Annotated in this window: 14 protein-coding genes; 6 read left to right on the forward strand and 8 right to left on the reverse strand. The window is 68.4% G+C overall.

The window, feature by feature from the left end; translation table 11 throughout:
- Nucleotides 1-52: 52 nt before the first annotated feature.
- The 4 genes from IEX18_RS04000 (at nt 53) to IEX18_RS04015 (ending at nt 5,436) form a co-directional block, all read left to right on the forward strand.
- Nucleotides 53-1,855: an arylsulfatase gene (locus IEX18_RS04000; protein WP_188657330.1), complete on the forward strand. Its 1,803-nt coding sequence runs from the start codon at nt 53-55 to the stop codon at nt 1,853-1,855.
- Nucleotides 1,855-2,781 (forward strand): SUMF1/EgtB/PvdO family nonheme iron enzyme, encoded by a 927-nt coding sequence (locus tag IEX18_RS04005; protein ID WP_188657331.1) that lies wholly within the window; start codon nt 1,855-1,857, stop codon nt 2,779-2,781. The genes IEX18_RS04000 and IEX18_RS04005 overlap by 1 nt, the downstream gene beginning before the upstream one ends.
- Nucleotides 2,782-3,088: 307 nt before the next feature.
- A complete protein-coding gene (locus tag IEX18_RS04010) occupies nt 3,089-4,051 on the forward strand; it encodes a glycoside hydrolase family 43 protein (protein WP_229664348.1) in 963 nt (320 codons plus the stop codon).
- A 101-nt stretch (nt 4,052-4,152) separates the two neighbouring features.
- Nucleotides 4,153-5,436 (forward strand): glycoside hydrolase family 130 protein, encoded by a 1,284-nt coding sequence (locus IEX18_RS04015; protein WP_188657332.1) that lies wholly within the window; start codon nt 4,153-4,155, stop codon nt 5,434-5,436.
- A 391-nt stretch (nt 5,437-5,827) separates the two neighbouring features.
- On the opposite strand, the gene IEX18_RS04020 is transcribed toward IEX18_RS04015, so the two are convergent.
- Nucleotides 5,828-6,748, reverse strand: coding sequence for a YihY/virulence factor BrkB family protein (locus IEX18_RS04020; RefSeq protein ID WP_188657333.1), 921 nt, complete (start codon nt 6,746-6,748; stop codon nt 5,828-5,830).
- A gap of 240 nt (nt 6,749-6,988) precedes the next feature.
- On the opposite strand from IEX18_RS04020, the gene IEX18_RS04025 reads away from it, so the two are divergent.
- Nucleotides 6,989-8,050, forward strand: a complete 1,062-nt coding sequence (locus tag IEX18_RS04025; RefSeq protein WP_188657334.1) for an SDR family oxidoreductase — start codon at nt 6,989-6,991, stop codon at nt 8,048-8,050.
- A gap of 129 nt (nt 8,051-8,179) precedes the next feature.
- Entirely contained in the window at nt 8,180-9,847 is a 1,668-nt protein-coding gene (locus IEX18_RS04030; protein WP_188657335.1) for a carboxylesterase/lipase family protein, read from the forward strand.
- Nucleotides 9,848-9,895: 48 nt separating this feature from the next.
- Here the strand turns inward: IEX18_RS04030 and IEX18_RS04035 are convergent, their stop codons facing one another.
- From IEX18_RS04035 to IEX18_RS04065, 7 genes are all read right to left on the reverse strand, one after another.
- On the reverse strand, nt 9,896-11,662 hold the full coding sequence (locus IEX18_RS04035) for a hypothetical protein (protein ID WP_188657336.1): 1,767 nt from the start codon (nt 11,660-11,662) through the stop codon (nt 9,896-9,898).
- Nucleotides 11,659-12,783, reverse strand: a complete 1,125-nt coding sequence (locus IEX18_RS18525; protein ID WP_229664349.1) for a PEPxxWA-CTERM sorting domain-containing protein — start codon at nt 12,781-12,783, stop codon at nt 11,659-11,661. Before IEX18_RS18525 ends, IEX18_RS04035 begins: the two co-directional genes overlap by 4 nt.
- Nucleotides 12,784-12,916: 133 nt before the next feature.
- The gene (locus IEX18_RS04045; protein WP_188657337.1) at nt 12,917-14,764 is read right to left on the reverse strand and encodes a tetratricopeptide repeat protein; all 1,848 of its coding nucleotides are present in this window, start codon (nt 14,762-14,764) and stop codon (nt 12,917-12,919) included.
- 154 nt (nt 14,765-14,918) lie between these two features.
- On the reverse strand, nt 14,919-16,397 hold the full coding sequence (locus tag IEX18_RS04050; RefSeq protein ID WP_188657338.1) for a tryptophan halogenase family protein: 1,479 nt from the start codon (nt 16,395-16,397) through the stop codon (nt 14,919-14,921).
- The gene (locus IEX18_RS04055) at nt 16,394-17,431 is read right to left on the reverse strand and encodes a cupin-like domain-containing protein (protein WP_229664350.1); all 1,038 of its coding nucleotides are present in this window, start codon (nt 17,429-17,431) and stop codon (nt 16,394-16,396) included. The genes IEX18_RS04050 and IEX18_RS04055 overlap by 4 nt, the downstream gene beginning before the upstream one ends.
- The gene (locus IEX18_RS04060; protein WP_188657339.1) at nt 17,428-18,144 is read right to left on the reverse strand and encodes a SapC family protein; all 717 of its coding nucleotides are present in this window, start codon (nt 18,142-18,144) and stop codon (nt 17,428-17,430) included. The genes IEX18_RS04055 and IEX18_RS04060 overlap by 4 nt, the downstream gene beginning before the upstream one ends.
- A 149-nt stretch (nt 18,145-18,293) precedes the next feature.
- A complete protein-coding gene (locus IEX18_RS04065) occupies nt 18,294-21,506 on the reverse strand; it encodes a TonB-dependent receptor (RefSeq protein WP_188657340.1) in 3,213 nt (1,070 codons plus the stop codon).
- Between the last annotated feature and the right edge of the window lie 206 nt (nt 21,507-21,712).

Below are 21,712 nucleotides of genomic sequence, written 5' to 3' on the forward strand. Positions count from 1 at the left end.
GCCCGCTATGCCGGCTGTGACCCGCGACCGGGCCTCATCGATGGGAGCCGATATGAACCGCCGAAACCTTCACGCAGCGATCACCGTCTCGGCGCTGATGATGGCGGCCCCCGCCGTCAGCTTCGCGCAGACCCGAGCCGTGCCCCCATCCCAGGCGGCCGTCCCGGCGCGAGATGCTCCCAACTTCCTGGTCATCGTCGCCGACGATCTCGGCTGGTCGGATCTGGGTGCCTTCGGCGGAGAGATCGCGACTCCCAATCTCGACGCGCTGGCCCTGTCGGGAGTGCGCTTCACGGGCTTCCACACCGCACCGACCTGCTCGCCGACCCGATCGATGCTGATGAGCGGCGTCGACAACCACGAAGCGGGCCTCGGCACGATGGCCGAGCTTCTGGGCGACGCGACCCGCGGGCGGCCGGGCTATGAGGGATACCTCAACGACCGTGTCGCCTCGATCGCCGAATTGCTGCGCGCAGGCGGCTACGCAACGTTCATGGCCGGCAAATGGCATCTGGGCCTGACCCCCGAGCGCGAGCCGGCTGCGCGCGGTTTCGAGCATAGCTTCGCGCTTCTCGAGGGGCTGTCGAACCATTTCGGCGAGGACCAGAATGCCGCATGGGCCAACGCCGGCTTCGCACCAAGCTATCGTGACGACGGCAAGCCGGCCTCGCTTCCCAAGGGTCGCTATTCGGCAGACTATTTTGCCGATCGACTGATCGGCTATCTCGACGGCGCGGCGAAGGCTGGCGATCGGCGCCCCTTTTTCGCCTATCTGCCCTTTACAACGCCGCACTGGCCGCTTCAGGCGCCGGCGGAGACGATCGCCAAGTACAAGGGCCGCTACGACGCCGGGTACGAAGCCCTGCGCACCGCACGGCTGGACCGCCAGAAGGCACTGGGGCTGGTTCCCGCCGATGTGGTGGCGCACACGGTCGAACTGGCCCGTCCCTGGGCGTCGCTCAGCGTCGAGGAGCGGGCGATCGAGGCGCGGAAGATGGAGGTCTACGCCGCCATGGTCGACCGGATGGACCAGAATGTCGGGCGCGTGATCGCCACGCTGAAGGCGCAGGGCCGCTACGAGAACACGGTGATCCTGTTCTTCGCCGACAACGGGCCGGAAGGCAACGTGATCGAGGCGCCGACCGGCCGTTTCAAGGCGGCCAAGCCGGGCGCGGCACCGACCACCGGAAACCCGGACGCGCCGGCCGCCCCCGACCCCTCGCTGCGAATCGACAACAGCCTCGCCAATATCGGCACGGGAACGAGCTATGTCGGCTATGGCCCCGGCTGGGCACAGGCGAACTCCGTCCCCTCCTGGCTGGTCAAAGGCTATACGACGGAGGGCGGCATCCGCGTCACCGCCTTTGCAACCGGCAAGGGCGTGGCAGGCGGCGGACGCATCGCGAACGCCAATCTCGACGTCCGCGACGTTGCGCCGACGTTGCTCGACCTCGCGGGGCTGAAGCAGCCCGCCCAGTTTGCAGGACATCCGATCCTGCCGCACGAGGGCCGCAGCCTGCGACCTATCCTGGCGGACCGGGCGAGTGCGATCCGCGGCGCCGAAGACACGCTGGGCTACGAACTCTTCTTCCGCCGCGCATTGCGCAAGGGAGACTGGAAGGTGGTATTCCTTCCTGCGGGGACCAATCGCTACACGCGAACGGGCGTCAGCACCGGGCGTTGGCAGCTGTTCAACGTCGCCGCCGATCCTGGCGAAACCAAGGATCTGGCGCAGGCCGAGCCTGCGCGGCTGACCGAACTGGTCGCCGCTTATGAAGGCTATGCGAAGGCCAGGGGCGTGGTGCCGCTGCCGGCCGACGCGTCGCCGGCGCCGGCAGCGACGGCCAAGCCCTGATGCGGGTCGCGGCGCTGCTGCTGGCGTTCCTCGGCGCCAGTTCGATCGGAGCGCAAACGCCGCCGGCGCCGCGCTGTCTGGTGGGGGATGCGACGGTAACCGTCCCGGCCGGGACGGTGTTGCTCGGCGAGGACGGATCCGACAGGCCGGGCCGCCCCATCCGGGTCGCCGCGTTTCGCATCGACGCGCATGAGGTGACCAATCGCCAGTTCGCGGCCTTCGTCGCGGCGACCGGCTACCGGACCCGCGCCGAGCGCGAGGGCGCTTCGGCGATGTTCGTAGCACCGACCGAACCCGTGGCGCTGGACGACGCCTCGCAATGGTGGCGTTTCGTCAAAGGTGCCGACTGGCGGCATCCGCGCGGGCCCGCCAGCGATCTTGCCGCGCGTTGGGACGAGCCGGTCGTCCATGTCGATCGCGCCGATGCCGCTGCCTATGCCCGCTGGGCGGGCGGATCTCTGCCGACGCTGGAGCAATGGGAACATGCCGCGCGCGGCCGGCAGCGGGAGATGCGCGAGCCAAGCCACTGGGCGTTCGACGACGTGGGCAAGCCGCGCGCCAACGTGTGGGAGGGCGTCTTCCCGATCAAGGACACTGCCGAGGATGGCTATCCCGGCCTCGCGCCGGTGGGCTGCTTCGCCCCGAACGAATGGGGCATCTTCGACATGGTCGGCAACGTCTGGGAATGGGTGGCGGGCGACGAGGCGGTCGGGCTGGTGAAGGGCGGCAGCTATCTGTGCGCGACGAACTATTGCGCCAACTTCCGTCCCGCCGCCTTTCAGGCGCAGGAGCAGGACCTGCCGACGTCGCACATCGGCTTTCGCGTGGCGTATGCGGTCACGTCGCCGCCCGAGGGGTCACCCCGAGAGGCTTCGCCGATAGAGCATCGCAGGAGTGGAAGCCGCGCATCCACTCCTGTGGGATGAAGCGTTGACAACCAGAGCCTGCGCCAGCCCTGCGGACATCCCTCGCCTGCCTGTGCAATGCGGCCACGGGGCGGGAGACGTTCATGCCGGACGGCGCACGGCGCCGGACCACGCCTGAGCCATAGAGCGTCACATTTCCGGCTCGAATCCGTGGCTTATCGATCAGCATCCTCTAAGGATGCTCGCCCAGGGCAGCACGGACGGGCAGGCGGACACGAGCATCATGCATTCCTGGTACAAGGTTGCGCCTCTCGTTGCGGGGTTCTCGAGCGCGCTGGCCGCCTGTGCGGCCGCGGATCGCCCCGCCATGCGTTCCCAGACAGAGGGCGCGACCTTCATCAATCCCATCCTGTCGTCCGGGCCCGATCCCTGGGTCACGCAGGTCGGTGGCGTCTATTACTACACCCATACGCTGGGCGACAGGATCGGGCTGTGGCGGACGCGTGACGTGACCGATCTCGGACACGCGGAGTATCGAACCATCTGGACGCCTCCGGCCCAGGGCCCGAACGCGCATGCGATCTGGGCGCCCGAGCTCCACCGGCTCAACGGCAAATGGTACCTCTACTATTCGGCCACGGCGTCCGGCTTCGACGATGACGCGCATCGCGGCGTCTTCGTGCTCGAGAACGAGTCGACCGATCCGCTCCAGGGAGAATGGATCGACCGCGGTCGCGTGAACACCGCGCGCGCCGGCATCGACGGCACGGTGTTCGAACATCTGGGAACGCTCTACTTCGCCTATTCACCCTATCTCGGCGCCGTTAGCGGCATCGCCCTCGCCCGGCTGTCCGATCCCTGGACGATCGCGGGCGAGGAGGTCGTGATCGGCAGGGCCGATCGGCCCTTCGAGAACCAGGGCGGACGGCAGATCATGGAAGGCCCGGAGTTCCTGGCGGGGCCCCGCGGGCAGGTGTTTCTCACCTATTCGGCAGGCGCATGCTGGTCCGACAACTATGCGCTCGGGCTCCTTCGCGCGGAAGGATCGAACCTGTTGTCGCCGACAGCCTGGACCAAATCGCCGGCACCCGTGCTGTCGAGCGCGAACGGCGTCTTCGCCACCGGCCATAACGGCTTCTTCCGGTCCCCGGACGGACGGGAACAGTGGATCGTGTTCCACGGCAATCCCGCGGCGAATATGGGCTGCACGGCGCGGCGGGCGCCCTATCTGAGCCGGGTGCGATGGACCGCGTCCGGCGAACCCCGGATCGATCGCCCGAGCGCGCCCGGTATCCCTGTCCCGAAACCGGGCGGAACGACGCGCCGGTGACCTTCTGGTCCCGGCGGCACAGGATCCGGATTCTCCCCGCAGCATGGAGCAGGCGAGCGCAGTCCGGCGTTCAGCGCGAGCGACAACAAGGAAGCTAGCGGATGAAAGCGGCGGACGTATTCACCAAGCTCGACATCGAACTCAAGCCGGATCCGTCGCGGACGGTAATCCGCCCCTTCAGCTTCGGCTATCCCGCCGCCTTCGATCGCAAGCCGACGCGCGCGCAGGACGTGGCCCGGCGCGTCATGGCGCTCGACGAGACCACCCGCGACCGCATGCTGAAGCTGCTGCTGGCATCGATGCAGTCACGGCACCGCCATGTCGACGGCGTCTTCCTGCGTCGGTTCGAGGAGGTGAAGCAGGATCTGGGGACCGATGTCGTGGTGGAACGCGACCGGCTGCTGATCGGGGCCTATTTCAGCCAGGAATATGCGTTCGAATCGGCGGCGCTGTTCAATCCCAGCATCGTCACCCTGCCCGATCAGGATGCCGGCGACGACAGCGTCCGCTTCCTCCTCTCGCTGCGCGGCGTCGGTGAGGGGCACATCTCGTCGGTCACCTTCCGCACCGGCACCTGGGACGGCGGCGCCGGCCTCGTCGTCGATTCTCCGAGCGAGCAGGGCGTCCCGCCGCGCATCGACAGCGACGACGACGGCTGGGTGAAGATGCGGGCGGACGACAGCGAGGACGTGTCGGAAACGGTGATCTTCCCGATCCTGCCCAGCCAGCGCTCGGGCGTGGAGGACCTTCGCCTCGTCCGCTTCACCGATCATGACGGGGTCGAGAGCGTGATCGGCACCTACACCGCCTTCGACGGCAGCAGCGCCCGCTGCGAACTGCTGCGCGGCATCAACGAGCGGACCTTCGAGATGCGGGCGCTTGCCGGATCGTTGGCGAGCTACAAGGGCATGGCGCTGTTCCCGCGCCGGATCGGCGGGCGCTTCGCGATGCTCGGCCGGCAGGACAATGTGAACGTCTGGCTCCTCTACTCAGACGATCTCTATACCTGGGACGAGGGGATGCGGATCATGGGCCCGCGATACCCCTGGGAGTTCGTGCAGATCGGCAATTGCGGCTCGCCGATCGAGATAGACGAGGGATGGCTCGTCTTCACCCACGGCGTCGGCATGGTGCGCGGCTATTGCGTCGGCGCCTGTCTGCTCGACAAGGACAATCCCGCCAAGGTGCTGGCGCGCACGCCCTCGCCGCTGCTGTTCCCCTCCGCCGAACAGCGCGGCGGATACGTGCCCAACGTGACGTACAGCTGCGGCGCGCTGCTCCACAAGCGCCGCATCCTGCTGCCCTACGCCATCGGTGACGAGTACAGCGCCTTCGCGACCGGCAGCGTCGACGATCTGCTGTCGGTCATGGAGCGGCTGGGCTAGCGGGGGGACCTCGCGCCGATCCGTTCGAGATGAGTTCAGGATCGGAACGAGGCATCCTCATCGTCGCTCCAGTGCAGGCCGAGGCCTCGCGCCGTTGCTGCCTTGCGCCACCGCCAGGAGATCCCAGCCTTTGCGAGACCTTTCCAGAAGTCTATTTTCCGTCATCCCCGCGAAGGCGGGGATCCAGACGCGCGGGAGCGTGCCGCATTACTCAAAAACGTCAGAGGATATGGATCCCCGCCTTCGCGGGGATGACGGCGTTTATTGAAAGGTCTCGCCTCCTCCGGAATGACGATCGCTTCATATCGAGTGGATCAGAGGTCGTTCGGTACACCGGTGCCCCCAAGGCCCCTGGACGTTGTCCGGGCGGACGGACAGGGCCGACCTCGGCTCATCTTGTGCCGGGCTGCGCGTCGGGCGGTCCGGCATCGCCGCGGACCTGCCGCTCGAGCTCGGCATTGAGCTCTGCGCCCAGCAGGAACACATAGGCGGTCAGCCACAGCCAGGTCAGCAGCACGACCACCGCGCTGAGCGATCCATAGGTCGCGCCATAGTCGCTGATGTTGGACACGTAGATCCCGAACAGCGACGTGCCAGCCAGCCACGCCACCGTCGCCAGGATCGCGCCGGGCGACAGCCACACCCAGCGGGCCTGGCGACGATCGGGCGCGAAGCGGAACAGGATCGCCGCCGCGGTGACGACGAGCGTCGCGAGCAGCAGATAGCCCGCGATGCGGATCAGCGACAGGAGCATGGCGGGCGCGTCGGGCACCAGGCTTTCGAGGAAGCCGAGCAGCGCCGTCACCAGCACCGCGGCGAGGACCAGAACGACGCCGCCGGCGACGATCGCGAGGTTGAGCGCGAGGCTGCGCACGAAGCCGCGCCGCTCCTCGACATCATAGGCGATGTTCAGGCCGGTGGTGATCGCCGATGCGCCCTTGGTGGCACCGTAATAGGCGATGCCGAGCGCGAGGACGAGCCCGAGCCCCTGCTTGTCCTTGGCGCTCTTGATCACGGCGAGCAGCTGCTCGGTGATGATGGTCGCAGCCTCGCGGGGCACCGCCGCGAAGATCGCCTCGACATTGCGGCGGACCGTCTCGGCGTCTGCGAAGAGGCCATAACTGAGGACGACGGCGCCCAGCGCCGGGATGATCGCCGCGAACATGTAGAAGGCGATGCCGGCCGCGATCAGCCCGATGTTGTCCGCTCCGGTCTCCGCCCATGTCCGCCTGAGGATCGCGAGCCATCCGGCCTTGGGAACCCCGAGCGGCGAGCGCGCTCCGACGCCGGCGACGTCGCTGGACTGGATCATGCTGCCTTCTCCCCTGCGCGGCCACGCAATCGACCAACAAGCCGTTGGAAACGAAAGATTTGCCAGTTAACGGCCGACAGCCGCGATCGTGCCGGAGCGAGCGCCCGGCCGGGTTCGCGCCAGCTCCGCTCGGATGTCCCGGGCCGCATCGGCTTACCCCCTCGGGCTTCCAGGCGCAGATGGTGCGTCTGGAATAGGTCGCCATCGCTGCCTAACTCTTCGAACGACAAGGAGACTTTTATGGCGAAGACGGCATTGGTGGTGGGCGCGAGCGGGATCGTCGGCAGCGCGACGACCGCGTTGCTGCGCGAGCGGGGGTGGAACGTGCACGCCCTGGCGCGCCGGCCGGTCGACCTTCCCGGCGTCGATCCGGTCGCGGCCGACCTGCAGGATGCGGAAGCGACCGCGGCAGCGCTCGCGGCACTCAATCCCGACGCCGTGTTCATCACCACCTGGCTGCGGCAGGACAGCGAGGCGGAGAATATCCGGGTCAACGGTGCGATGGTACGCAACCTGCTCGACGCCCTGCCCCGCCCGACCGGCCCGCGCCATGTCGCGCTCGTCACCGGGCTCAAACATTATCTCGGTCCGTTCGAGGCCTATGGACAGGGCGTGTTGCCGCAGACGCCGTTCCGCGAGGAACAGGGCCGTCTCGACGTCGAGAACTTCTACTATGCGCAGGAGGATGCGCTGTTCGCCGCGGCCGCCCGCGACGGCTTCAGCTGGAGCGTCCACCGTCCGCATACCGTGATCGGCCTGGCGGTCGGCAACGCCATGAACATGGGAACGACGCTGGCCGTCTATGCGACCCTGTGCCGCGAGGCGGGGCGCCCCTTCCTGTTCCCCGGCTCGCAAGCGCAATGGTCCAGGTTGACCGACATGACCGACGCGCGGCTGCTGGCGAGCCATATGCTCTGGGCCGCCGACACGGACGCCGCGCACGACCAGGCGTTCAACGTCGTCAACGGCGACGTCTTCCGCTGGCAATGGATGTGGAGCCGCATCGCCGACTGGTTCGGGGTCGAGGCCGTTCCGTTCGACGGCACCGTCCGTCCCCTCGAGCAGCAGATGGCCGAAGATGCCGGTCCGTGGCGCGATATCGCGCTGCGCGAGGGGCTTGCCGAGCCTCGGCTCGATCGCCTGGCCTCGCCCTGGCACACCGACGCCGATCTGGGCCGGCCGATCGAGGTGGTGACCGACATGAGCAAGAGCCGCCGTCTGGGCTTCACCGGTTACCAGCCGACGGACGATGCCTTCTTCGCCCTGTTCGAGCGGTTGCGGGCCGAGCGGCTGATCCCGTGAGCTGGTGCGGCGGGCGCGACCACGTCCCGTCCGCCGCCGGCAATTTCGCCGCGAGCGTCACACGCCAGGTGACAAAGCCCTTCGAATTGCGCCACTCTCCGATCCTGCAACCCAGTCGGAGACACGACCATGCCCTCGCCCAAGATGCTGCTCGCCGCGGCGGCGCTGCTGACGGCCACCGCTGCCCCGCTCGCCGCACAACAGGCCGGCCCCGTGGTGAAGACCGACAAGGGCCAGGTGCGCGGCACGGTCGAGGACGGCGTGGCGAGCTGGAAGGGCATCCCCTTCGCCGCGCCGCCGGTCGGTCCGCTGCGCTGGCGCGCGCCCCAGCCCGCCGCCGCCTGGACCGGCGTGCGCGACGGATCCGCCTATTCGCACGACTGCATGCAGGTGCCCTTTCCCAGCGATGCGGCGCCGCTGGGCACCACCCCGGCCGAGGACTGCCTCTACGCCAATGTCTGGAAGCCGGCGAACGCCACCGGCAAGCTGCCCGTCATCGTGTGGATCTATGGCGGCGGCTTCGTCAACGGCGGCGCCTCTCCGCCGACCTATTCGGGTGCGAACCTCGCCAGGCAGGGCGTGATGTTCGTCAGCTTCAACTATCGCGTCGGCCGCTTCGGCACCTTCGCGCTGCCGCAGCTGACCCAGGCGGATGCCGATGGCGGGATGCTGGGCAATTACGGGATCATGGACCAGATCGCGGCGCTGAAATGGGTGCGGCAGAACGCCGCGGCCTTCGGCGGCGACCCGGCCAATGTCACGATCATCGGCGAGAGTGCTGGCGGCATGTCGGTGCACATGCTCAACACCTCGCCGCTCGCGCGCGGCCTGTTCAGCAAGGCGTTCGTCATGTCGGGCGGCAACGGCCAGCTCGACGGGCGGCGGCTCGCCGATGTCGAGCAGATCGGCGCGAACTTCGCCCGTTCGAAGAATATCGATCCGGCGGCGCCCGATGCGCTCGCCCGGTTGCGCGCGCTGAGCGCCGAGGAAGTGACCGACGGGCTCAGCATGATGCAGATGTTCCAGCCCAAGGCGGGGCCGCCGACCAATACCGGACCCTTCGTCGACGGGAAGGTCGTGGTCGACCTCGCGCCGGCCTATGCCGGGGACCGGTTCGCCCGGGTGCCGACGGTGATCGGGGCGACCAGCGCCGACATGGGCGGCAAGTCGGGCTTCATGATCGCCGGGGCGCGCGAGGCGTCCGGGGCGATCGCGGACAAGGGCGTGCCCGTCTACGAATATCGCTTCTCCTACGTCGCGGATTCGGTGGGTCAGCCGGGCGCACAGCATGCCACCGATATCCCCTTCTTCTTCGACACCCAGGCGATCAAATATGGCGACAAGACGACGCCGCGCGACAATCAGGTCGGACGGCAGATCAGCCGCTACGTGGTGAATTTCGCGAAGACGGGCGATCCCAACGGTGCCGGCCTGCCCGCCTGGGGCCGCTTCTCGCGTGCCAACGACCTGATCATGGACTTCACCGCGGACGGCCGGTCGGTCGCCGCACGCGATCCCTGGGGCGCGGAGATCGACGGCGCGAAGCAGCGGCTCGCCGCCGCCACCGCCTCGGGCAGATATACCTCGCTGACGACGCCGGTAGGGACGCTGCTCGACAATCCGGGCGCCAAGGCGGTCCTCCAGCGCGAGGTGCCGGACCTGCTCGCCAGCCCGCAGCTCGGCATGGCCCGCGGCGTCACGCTGGAGGCGCTCCAGCCCTATATGCCGGCGCTGACCGACGCCAAGCTGCGGCAGATCGACACCGAACTCGCCAAGGTGCCCGTCACGGCGAAATGACGGGCACGACGGTCGCTGCGTCGGCGGCAATCATCCGGCGCGGCGACCTTAGCCCGGCAGGCTGAGCGGCCGCGCGCGCGTGGCCCGGCTCCATTGCGAGACGTCCGCGGTCAGCATCTCCGCCGTCCGCCGGATCAGGCGGCGCAGGGCATCGAACTCCGGCGGCTCGTCCTGAGCGATCCGGCGCAGCGCGGTCAGCTGCGTCGCCAGCGCGGCGTTGCGCTCGGCGGCGCCCGCGAAGTCGCCCTGCATCCGGATGCCGTACACCGCCGCGCCGATCGCGGGCAGCGACGCGCTCACCACGGTGACGCCGAGCGGCAGCGCATGTTCGACCCCCGGCTCGTGCAGCAGGAAGGTCCAGACCAGCTCGACGCCCAGCACGCAGACACAGACCAGCGCGGTGATCGTGAACAGCAGACCGCCGAAGCGATGCAGGCGATGTTCCAGCCGGTGCATGCGCCCGGACTCGCGCTCCACATAGCCGATCTGGTCGTCGAGCAGCGCGACGAGGCTGTCATGCGCTTCGCCGAGATAGGCGGCGTCGATCCGGCCCGATGGCAGGGCGATCCGCCGGGCGATGTCGCGCCGCTGCCGCCCGGCCCCGGCGCTCTCCTCGGCGCGCACGCCGCGCAGGAACAGGTCGCCGAGCGAGGCCGAGACGGCGAGGCAGCGCAGTTCCTCCGCCAGCGTCCGCTGCTCGAGCCAGCGGCCATGCCAGTTGGCGCGCGATCCCCAGTGGGTGATGATCAGGATCAGCGCGATCGACAGGAACTCGCCCGCCGCCAGGAACGGCTTCACCGCGGTCGGGACGACCAGCCCGAGCAGCGCGAGCGTCACCGAGAGGGCGGCGAGCGCGAAGCTGCTGACGAAGGCGCTGCGAAACAGCTGTGCGGCGAGGCTCGCCTCGCAATCGGCGGCGTCGAAGCGCGGCCAGAGCTGCTCGTCGATCCGCGTCTGCAACGTCTTGGCCGGATCGGTGGCGGCGGTTCGCCCGGCCGGGCACGGCCGGCGGAGGTCGGCGAGGCGGAAGCGCCGCACCCCGGTCACCGCGAGCAGAAGCGGATAGGCGATCGCCAGCAGCGGCGGCGCATCGCGCATTGCGCGCCGCGCCGGGGCCGCGCCGGCGGGGGCCGGGATCGAGTCGAGGCGCGCCATCAGCCGCGGCAGATCGCCCGCGGTCCCGCGCGCGACCGTGTCCAACGCCTCCGGCCCCGACTCGTGATCGTTGAGGCCGCTCCAGAGCAGCAGCGGCGGCTGCGATCCGTCCGGCCGCAGCACGAGCACCGGGATGGCCTGCGCGACCGCCTCGGCGACGATCTGGGCGGCGCCGCCGCGTCCGCGCGGAGGATCGCCGTCCCATATCGCGACCAGCACATCGCTCTGACCGAGCATGACCCGGCCGGCGCGCTCATAGGCCGCGGCCTCGCCGCCCGGCTCGTCGCGCCGCCCCGGCAGCTCCAGCACATTAGCGGACTGGTCCAGCCGGTGCCGCAGCTCCGCCGCCGGGGCAGCGTCGAAGTCCTGCGCATAGTCCTCGCGGGCGAAGGGCAGGATCGTGTCGAGCTGCCAGCCGGCCGCGAGCGCGGCGTCTGCGGCCAGCATATCGGCGCCCTCGGCGAGGCTGCCGACCAGCCGGAACCGGCTGCCCGGCGCGGCCGCCGCCTCGATCGCACGCAGCAGCGCGGCGAGCCGGTCGCGCAGTTCGGCGGGATCGATGGCCAGAAGCCGGTCGGGCCGGTGACCGGTGATTCCGACCGCGATCGGCGCTGCCCCGGCCGGCACGCCCGCCGGCGCGGGTTGGCCGCCTGCGCTCAAGCGGCCATCCGCCGCCCGCCACGCCGCCGCCGCAGCGCGCCGCCGATCACGCCGAAGCCGACGACCATGCTCGCCCAGGTCGTGGGCTCTGGGACGCCGGTCATCGGAGCGGTATCGATCAGGCTCGGAAGATAGTTGCCCACATAGGTGATGGGTGCGTTTTCGGCGGGCGTGTCGATGTTGCCGTCGGAGCCGGAGGCGAAAAACCCATAGGGGATGAGGCTCGCATCATATTCGCGGGTGATCACGGCATGGACGCCGCCGTCGATGGTCGGCTCGCTCGCGAAGAAGGCGCGGGCGGCGCTTTGCGTGATATTGTCCGTGCCGCCGCCGGTGGTACGCGGGTCGCCGAAGACGACCTGCGCGGCGTTGCAGTTCAATATGTCCACACAGGTATTGAACGACTCGACCGAATAGCTTGCCGTATAATCCACATAGAAGCGCTCGCCGCCCGTGATTCCCCCGAGTTCGACGGATAGCGGCGTCGCGCTCCAGTCATAATAGAGACCGGCGCCACCATTGGTGCCCGTGATCGTGCCTCTGAACGGATCCGTGCCGTAATCGTCCGTGACGCTCAGGCCCGAAATATTGGCATTGCCGTTTGCGGTGTAGAGGATATTCGTACCGGGAACCGCTTCGCCCCGCACGATGCCGGTCCTGCTCACCGTAAATGCGAACGACGCCGCGGTATATTCGTAGCTGCCAAGGCCCACCAGCGCGAGGTGGCCCGGCGTGATCAACGAGTCGAAGCGAAGCCCCTCGACGTCGCCCACATCCTGTATCTCGATCTCGAAGCGGATCGTGGTGCTCGACGATATCTGGCATTTGCCGACGCAGTAATCATTGTGCAGGAAATAGAAGCTGTCTTTGGTCGCTTGCCCGACATAATCCACACCGAGCTGTGAAGTCGGGACAGGGCGCTGGTCGGACTGCAGAATAGTCGCCGTGTCCCCACCGGTCGTAGGGGGCGGCTGCACGTCGCCAAACGTATAGGAATATGTATTGATGACCTGCACGCTGTTGATCGTGAACAGATCGGCGGCAGAGGCGGGCGTTGCCATCGACGCACCCAGCATGACTGAGGCGGCGATGGTGAGAATGCGGTTCGCGAACGTAGCCATGGAAAACCCCCCGGTTTCCAAAGCATTTACCATATTCCTGCAAATTGGAAAGCGCGTGAGTCCTATTATCTCAGGCTCACTATCCGCACTCGGGCGACATCGAGGCGCTGGCCCGTTACAGCCTGGCGCCAGGTCAGGTCAGGGAGGAACAGGGCTGCCGCGCTGATTCGCTTCCGGGCTTGGCATGGATCCGCTGCCTCAGGGCGAGTGCCGACCGGCAGGCCTGCGCTGCATCCGCCTTCCGTCCCGCGGCGAGCAGGATCCGCGATCGCAGTTCGAGGAGTTCCGCCTGATCCGGATCGTCGGGCCCATATTCGCGGTCGTAGACGGCTTTGACGAAGTCCGCCCGCGACAATGCATCCTGCGGACGTCGCGCGATCAGATCGGCCTGTGCGGCATAGAATTGCGCGTCGGCAACCTGGAAGCTCTGCGGCCCGTACAACTTGCCGTAAAGGTCTCGCGCGCGATCGAAGCTCTGCAGGGCCGGCCCCGTCTGTCCCGCTCTGGTCAATACTCTGCCCTGCAATATCAGCGCCATCCCGATCAGTGGATGGCCGGGATCCAGGACGCGCTCGTAGATGGCGAGCGCCTCGTCCGCGCGCCGGCGTGCAGAGTCCAGACGCCCCGCTTCCAGATCGGCGCGCGCCTGATTGCGGATCGCGTCTGCGGTGCGCACATGGTCGCGACCAAAGAGCCCGGCAAACACGGTTCTCGCCCGGCTGAACACCCGTTCCGCCTCGGCGATCCGGCCGATCTGGAGCAGCGCTTCCCCCTGGTTGAGCCAAGCGCGTGCAGCATCCTCGCGATGATCGCCGGGCAACGCGACGTAGCGCTGCGCAGCCTCACCAAGCAGGTCTGCCGAGGCCAGGTAATTCCCTTCCAGCGTCGCGATTCGCCCCCGCCTCTCGGCGACATCCGCATCGAGTTCGTCGGCATCGGGGCTACCGCGATCGTAGCTTCCGGTCGCCGCCTGGATTGCCCGCGTGCTGGCTGCTGCGTCACCCCGCTGCCGATAGATGCGCGCCAGCAAGAGCATCGCACGCGCACGCTCCTCGCCTCTCGGGGGCAAGCGGGCCAGAGCGATCTTCAGATCGCGCTCCGCCTCCTTCGCCACGCCGAGATTGGCGTAGATCTCCCCCGTCGCCCGCAACAGGCGCGCGCTCACGCCGGGTTCGTCGGACAGCTCTCCGGCGGCGCGTCTGCTCGCCCGGTCGAGGATGGTCAGCGCGGTGATCGTGCGGGGGTTCTCGGTTGCGGGATTGGCGATCTGGAAGGTGCCGATCAGGAAATCGAGGCTCTTGTCGGCGAGTTCGCGCTGGCGGACCGCCACGCGGCGCTGGCCCTCGGCATAGATGGCGAGGCCGATCGTCACCGCCGCCACCGCCAGCGACGCGGCGGTGACCCACATCAGCCGCCGCTGCCGCCGCGCGGCGTCGCGGCGGACCAGCGCATCGAGCGGCACGCCGGCGATGCCGGCGATGATCTTGAGCAGCGCCAGCCGCCGGCCGTCCTTGCCCGGACGCATGTCGGCGGCGATCGGTTCGGCGGGCGCGTCCGACAGGCTCTGGTCGGCCCCCAGCCGGAAGCGGAGCGCCGGCGGGAAGCATTCGCGCGCGTCCCCCGCATAGGGCTCGCCCGACAGGATCAGGGCGAGCGTGCGCTGCTCGCCGTGCAGTCGCTTGAAGCTGAGGATCTCCTCGTTGACCCATTTCGACTGGGCGGCCCTGGGGCTGCACAGCACGATCTGGAAGCGCGAGGCGGCAAGCGCCGCGCGCAATTCGCCGCCCAGGTCGCCGCTCGCCGCCAGCTCGTCGCGGTCGCGGAAGGACGGCAGCAAGCGCCGCTGGACCGGGCCGAACGGGGTCTCGGTGCCGACCAGCGCGCGCGGCATCCGGAACGTCTCGAGCCGGTGGTGCAGCCAGCGCGCGGCGGCGGCGTCGGCATGGCTATAGCTGATGAAGGCGGCGAAGCGCTCGGTCACCGACGCACCGCCGCGGCCAAGCCTGCGCTGTTCCCGAAGCGTCGCCCCACCCTGTGATCTCCCCCGACCATCAGTGCCGCGCGCAGCTTGGCACATTCGGAAAGCGGGTCAATATCCGTGGTCTAGCAAATCCGAAGGCTGGCGACGCGCCGGCTCAGGCGGAATAGGAGTCCAGGAAGCGCTGGTGCGCCGGCAGCGCCCGGACCGCGCCCGCGATCGACTCGCGCATCCCGTCCAGCACTGCTTTCAGCTGGGCCGAGGGCATCAACCCGACCAGCGGGTGGTGGCTCGCCGCCTTCAATCTCTGGCCGAGCATCACCTGAAGCCAGGAGGCGACGCGGAAGAGTTCGTGATCGGCCTGATAGGCATGGGCGCTGTCGCGGAACAGGGCGATCCGCTCTGCGAGACCGTCGGGGATCGGCATGGCGCGCCGGTCGCGCCAGAAGGGCTCGGGGCGGTCGTTGACGTGATAATGGAGGATGATGAAGTCGCGTACGCCCTCGATTTCGCGCGCCGCCTGTTCGTTGAAGCGCGCGATCGCGGCCTCGCTCGGCCGGCCGGCCGGAAGGAGCTGGAGGAACCGGGTCAGCGCGATCATGATCAGGTGGATGCTGGTCGACTCGAGCGGCTCGACGAAGCCGCTGGCGAGGCTGAGCGCGATGCAGTTGCGGCTCCAGGCCGCCTTGCGCCGGCCGGTCTGGAACCGGATCAGCCGGGGCTCGATCAGCCGCTCGCCCTCCACGCCGGCGAGCAGCCGCTCGTGCGCGGCGGCGTCGCTCAGATAGTCGGCGCAATAGACGAGCCCGTTGCCGACGCGATGCTGGAGCGGGATCTTCCACCGCCAGCCCGCGTCGTGCGCGATCGCGCGGGTATAGGGCCGCGCCGGCTCGACCGCCGCCGTCTGCATGGCGAGCGCGCGGTTGGTCGGCAGCCAGTGGCTCCAATCCTCGAAGCCGACGCCCAGCGCCTCGCCAATCAGCAGCGCGCGAAAACCGGTGCAGTCGAAGAACAGGTCGCCGCCGACCTCCCGTCCGTCGGCGAGGACGAGGCCGGTAATGTCGCCGCTCTCGGCGTCGCGCACGACCCGGTCGATGCGGCCCTCGATCCGGGTCAGACCGTTCGCCTCGGCCTTGCCGCGCAGGAATTGGGCATAGCGGCCGGCATCGAAGTGATAGGCGTAGTTGAGGGCCGGCGAGCCGCCGATCGCGAAGCGCTCGGCCAGCCCGGCCTCATGTTCGTAGCAATAGGCGCCGAACGGCTCGGCCTCTCCCCGCGCCTGCGCTTCCAGCCAGAAATGGTGGAAGTCGCTCATCCAGGTCGACTGGCCGACATCGCCGAACGAGTGGAAGTAGCGATCGCCGTCGAAGGCCCAGTTCTCGAACGAGATGCCCAGCTTGAAGCTGGCGCCCGTCGCCTGCACGAACTCGCGCTCGTCCACGCCGATCAGCGCGTGGAAGGCGCGCACGGTCGGGATGGTCGACTCGCCGACCCCGACCGTGCCGATCTCGTCGGATTCGATCAGCGTCACGTCCGCGAAGGGACCGAGCTGGCGGGTCAGGATCGCGGCCGCCAGCCAGCCTGCGGTGCCGCCGCCGGCGATGACGATGCGGCGGGGTCGCGGTGTGCCGGTCACCGATTGATCCGTTGCAGCAGTTGCGCGCGGAGCCGGCGGGCCGAGCGCGCGTCGAGCGGCGCGAGGGGCCCCTGCGCCGCCGCCGGCAGGTGCGCGGCGGGGCGATCCGCCGGGCCGAACAGGTAATAGTCGAACATCGCCGCCCAGGCCGCCTTCTCGGCCGGGGGCCGGTCGCGCAGGCTCAGCATGCCGTGCAGGATGGTCGTCATCGGGGAGTCCATGAACCCCGGCGCCTCGTTCCACCAATAGTTGATCATGACGTTGAAGTCGGACAGCGCCTCGACATGATGCCACCAGAGCGCCGGATAGACCACGGCATCGCCGGGCTCGAGCTCGGCGACGAGGGCGTGGCGCTGCGCCTCCGCAAAGGCCGGGAAGCGGTCGAGGTCGGGCGCGCGGAAATCGACCAGCGAGACGACCTGGCCGCCCGGCGTCGGCTCGAGCGGGCCGGGATAGAGGTTGGCGATCTGATCCGGCGGAAAGAGGGTGAAACGCCGGCGGCCGACCGCGACGCAGGCGATGTTGTTCGACATGTCGTAATGCGCCGACGCGATCGTGCGGTTGCCGATCCAGATGCTGCGCAACGCCTGTGCGAAGGCCGGATCGTTTGACGGAAGGTCGTTGCCCGCCGCGGCGAACCCGGGGAAGAACTGGTCGAGATCGGTCGAGCCGACATAGAAGCTGTCGCCGGTCCCGTCGGTCAGCATCTGCCGCACGAAATCGTCGAGTGGAACCCGCGCCGCGGCGAAGTTCAGCCGGGTCAGGCCGTCGTCGTAGAAGAAGCGGCCGCCCGCCCCTGCCGGCGCCGTGTAGCCGACGCCCGGCCGGCCGCTGTAGAAGGTCAGGAGATAGTCGGCCGCGGCCCCCGCCCCCCGGCTTCCGGCTGCGACGATCGGCCAGTCATGCACCAGTCCGCGGACGATCACCGGCTGGTTGCGCCGCACGAGCGTGCTGGGATGCGCGCCGCCCAGCTGCGCCGCGTCGATCTCCGCCACGCGCGCGGCCGTGATCGCCGAACCGGCCGTCCCCGTCACGCCGCGGCCCGTTGCGCCGACTTGAGCGCGATCAGCCGCTGGACGTTGCCGAGCGAGGCGGCGGCCAGCATCGCCCCTTCCAGCAGGCCGCGACGATGCAGGCGCTCCAGCGCGTCGCCGGTCAGGTCGGCGAGCGCCTGACGGTCGACCACCAGAATGTCCGGCACCTCATAGGTGACGCCGTCGTCAAGCGCGATCTGCAAGGTGATCGCCTGCAACAGGCCCGCCTCGCGCCACGCGGCGCACACTTCGCCGACCGTTTCCATGCCCCCGTAGATCGTCCGCAGCACGCCCGTGATATGGTCGAGCAGCGGGGCGTTGCCGCCATGTTCCTTGAACAGGGGCAGCCCATCGGGATCGCCGACCCGGGGGTCGTCGAGGTCGATATGCACCATCGGCTCGCCGTCGCCGTCGCCGCCCGCCCCCTTGAGCGCGATCGAAAAGGGTCCGCGCCGCTGGAAGACCGGAACATAGGCGCTGGTCCAGCGATCCCCGTCGAGGAACAGGTTCTCGTCGCGATCCAGACCGAGCAGCGCATAGGGCTGGATCGCCCCGCCCTCCTCGCGGAAGACGATGGGGAAGGCGCGCTGCGCCTCCTCGAACTCCGAGGGAAAGATCGGCAGCTGGTTGACGCTGTCGCCGAAGGCGGCGCCGGCGCGGATGGCGACGCGCAGATCGGCATGATCGACATTGTTCAGCAGCACGCGGTTCATCGCCGTCAGCGTCTTTCCGGGTCGGGGACCTGAAAGTCCCTTCGGCCCAATTGCGTATCGTTCGGTATCTGGCCCATCAAGCACCGCCCCGGAAAAAAAGAAGGCCACTCCGAAGAGTGGCCCCAGAGGGGAGATGAACCGGTGGAACCCTAGAAACGATAGCGCGCCCCGACCAGCACGCGCGGCTTGTTCTCCTGCGCGAAGAAGGTCTGGTTCTTCGAGCGGCCGTAGCTGCGCACCGACTCGCTGGTCAGGTTGATCCCTTCCAGCGACACCGCGATCTGCCGGCTGATGTCCCAGCTGACGTTGAGGTCGACGGTGCTGTACGGCGCGAAGAAGACCGGGTTGCGATCGGTGGTGCCGCCACGCCCGAGCTCGGACAGGAACTTGTCGCGCCAGTTATAGGTCAGTCGCGCCGACAGTCCGTTCTTGTCGTAGATGAGCGAGGCGTTCGCCGTGTCGGACAGGCCGAGCAGCGCGAACTGATCCGATGTCGGCGGGGCGAGCACGTCGATGCCGACATTGCCGCGCACCAGGGTATAGGACGCCGCCACGCCGATGCCGGTATCGCCGAAGAAATACTGGCCCGCAAACTCGGCGCCGTAGATCTCGGCATCGCGATTGTTGATCGGCGAGGCGATCGAGAAGTTCGCCAGCGGATCGTTGGCGTCCGGCGTGATGTCGACCGCGCGCGACAGCTGGTCGAAATAGCCCTGATTGACCGACACGCCGGTGCTGTTGGCGCGGATGTCGGCATCGGTCTGGGCGACGTTGCCACCGTTCTGGATCAGCCGTGCGGTGTAGCTGAACAGGTTGATGTCGGTCCGGTCGAGGCCGAGCCGGCTGAGCGCCGCGGCCGCGGTGCCGGAGCGCGAGCCCGCCGCCCCGGTGGTGGCGTCGCGCAGGCCGAACAGATTGCCGTTCGACAGGCCGGTACCGATGAAGTTGCGCACCCGCTTGTCGAAGAAGCCGGCCGAGAGGTAGCTCGACGGCTTGAAGTACCATTCGACGGACACGTCGAAATTGTCCGAGACCAGCGGCCGCAGGTTCGGATTGCCCCGCGTTCCGTTGGGCTGGCCGCCGAACAGCGTGGGCCGGCTGCCCGCACCCGCCGTCGAGCTGACGAACTGGTCGCCATAGGACGGCCGCGCGATCGTGCGGCTGAACGAGGCACGCGTGATGACGTTCTCGAACGGCGAGATCTGGAAGTCGATCGAGGGCAGCAGGTTATCGTAGCTGCCGCGACCGGACAGCGGCGAGGCGGTCGACGATCCGGGCACGTTGAAGTCGTTGTCCGACGTCCAGATGATCGCCGAGGGACCGTTGACGAGCGAGAAGGCACGCACCTTCGTCACCTCGTAGCGGGCGCCGACCACCAGCGTGGCGTCCGCGCCGGCGATCTGCCCCTTCCAGGTCAGCTGGCCGTAGACCGAGGCGATCTTCTCCTCGATGCTGTCGTCGTTGGCGGAGCCGGCGGTGACCGGGTTGCCCCGCGCCGCGTAGAGCGGCGAGAAGATGTTGGTCAGCGCCACCGCGTTGCCGCGGAAGGCGTTGAGGCCGGGTCCGGTGACGCCGGGCTTGAAGTGGTCGAACTTGCAGACGAGGCAGAAGGTCTTGATCAGGCTGGCGGCCTGCGCCTCGACCTCGCCCGGATTGCTGATGCTCCAGTCGCCCAGCGTCTGCTGGGTCTGGGTGCGGGTCGAGCGCAGCTTCGAGTCGATATAGCTGCCGCCGAACTCCGCCTTGCTGCCGCCGCCCAGGTCCCAGCCCAGGCCCAGCTGCGCCTGGTTGATGGTCTGGATCTGGCGCGCCGAGTTGGTGCGGGCGACCTGGGTGCCGAGGTCCCCGGCATCGAGCTGGCCGTTGCAGTTGCCGATGATCCGGCCCGGCCCGGTGCTGGTCGCCAGCGCCCGACAGTCGTTGATCGTCTCGGTGATCGTCGGGAAGCCGCGCGTCCAGTCGATCGTCTGCCCGTTGACGACGTTCGCACCCATCGAGAACAGGGTCGAGCTGGCGCCGTTGGACGCATCCGGCAGCGCCTGCGACTTGGAATGCTGGATGTCGGCGACCAGCTTGAACGTGTCGGTCACGTCCCAGGCCGCGTTCAGGCCATATTCCTGCAGCTTGTCCTTGGTGGCGCGATATTGCTGCTCGTAGCCGGTGTCCTTCGGATCGGGCACCGCCTGCGAGATGACGGTCGCGGTCGGCACCGGGCTGTTGTCGAAGGTGACCGTGCCAAACGGACGGTTGAGCCAGTTGGTCTGGTCCTGCCGCGCCTCGTTCTGGCGGTTCTGCGCCCAGAGCACGTCGGCCGTCACCAGCAGGCTCTCGACCGGGCGGAATTGCAGCACGCCCGAGGCGTTGATGCGCTCGCGCGTCGATTCCGAGAAGTGGTAGCGCGCGTCGTTCGGGAACGCGATCAGGCTGCCCGCCGGCGGCCGGTTGTTGACCACGGTGTTCGAGCCGAAGATGTCGCCGGGATTGTCGATCGTGCGGATGTTCCAGGCGTTCGACGTCGAGCTGGCGGCGGTCGAGTTGCGCTTCTGGTAGCTGCCGAACAGGGCGACACCGAAGGTATCGCTATCATTCTTCCAGTTGACGAGGCCCGAGACTTCCGGCGTGACCTTGGCCAGGCCATCCTCGTCCTTCGAGATGCTGGTGTCGTAGACCGCCTTGGCGCCGATCGAGCCGGACAGGCCCGACTGCCGCGAGTCGAGCGGCTTGCGGGTGATGACGTTGATCGTCGCGCCGATGCCGCCGGTCGGGATCGCCGCGCGGCCGGTCTTGTAGACCTCGAGCGTGCTGACGCCTTCCGAGGCGAGATTGCCGAAGTCGAAGGAGCGTCCGGTGGCCGTGGCGAAATCGACGCTCTGGTCGCCGCCGACGCCCTGGAGGTTCGTCGCGGGCAGCTGACGGCCGTTCAGGGTCACGAGGTTGAAGCCGCCGCCGAAGCCGCGCGCGGTCACCTCTGCGCCCTCGCCGTTGACGCGGTTGATCGACACGCCGGTCACGCGCTGGAGCGATTCGGCGAGATTGGTGTCCGGGAATTTGCCGATATCCTCGGCGGAGATCGCGTCGACGATGCCGTTCGAGTTGCGCTTGATGTCGATCGCGCGGTTAAGCGAGGCGCGGATACCCGTCACGACGATGTCATCGCCCGAACCGTCCGTTGGAGGCGTCGCGGCGCCGTCCTGGGCGGTGCGCGGCGCGTCCTCCGAACCCGGCTGGGCATTGGTCGCGGGCGCATTCGTATCGTCGCCGCCACCGACGACCTGCGCGGCGGCCGGCGATGCCAGGACCAGCGCCATCGCACCGACAGATGTCGTGCAGACGAGCGCGCCTAGTGATGGAAAACCCCTCATGCTTCCTCCCCTTCCGTTCGGGACGTCGACAGTTATTCTGCGAACCGGTCCAACTGGCGCGTATGCCTAGACCGTTGTCCTACGTTGTCAATCGCAATAAAAGTATACGGACCATGTAACCGTTATCTTATAATGTCGGACTTTTACCGGCAGGCGGCGACGAACTCTGGTGCATTCGGCTACAATCGATTGGCGGCGCCGTGCGG

Origin of the sequence: Sphingomonas metalli (genome assembly GCF_014641735.1) — a bacterium.
Taxonomy (GTDB): domain Bacteria; phylum Pseudomonadota; class Alphaproteobacteria; order Sphingomonadales; family Sphingomonadaceae; genus Sphingomonas; species Sphingomonas metalli.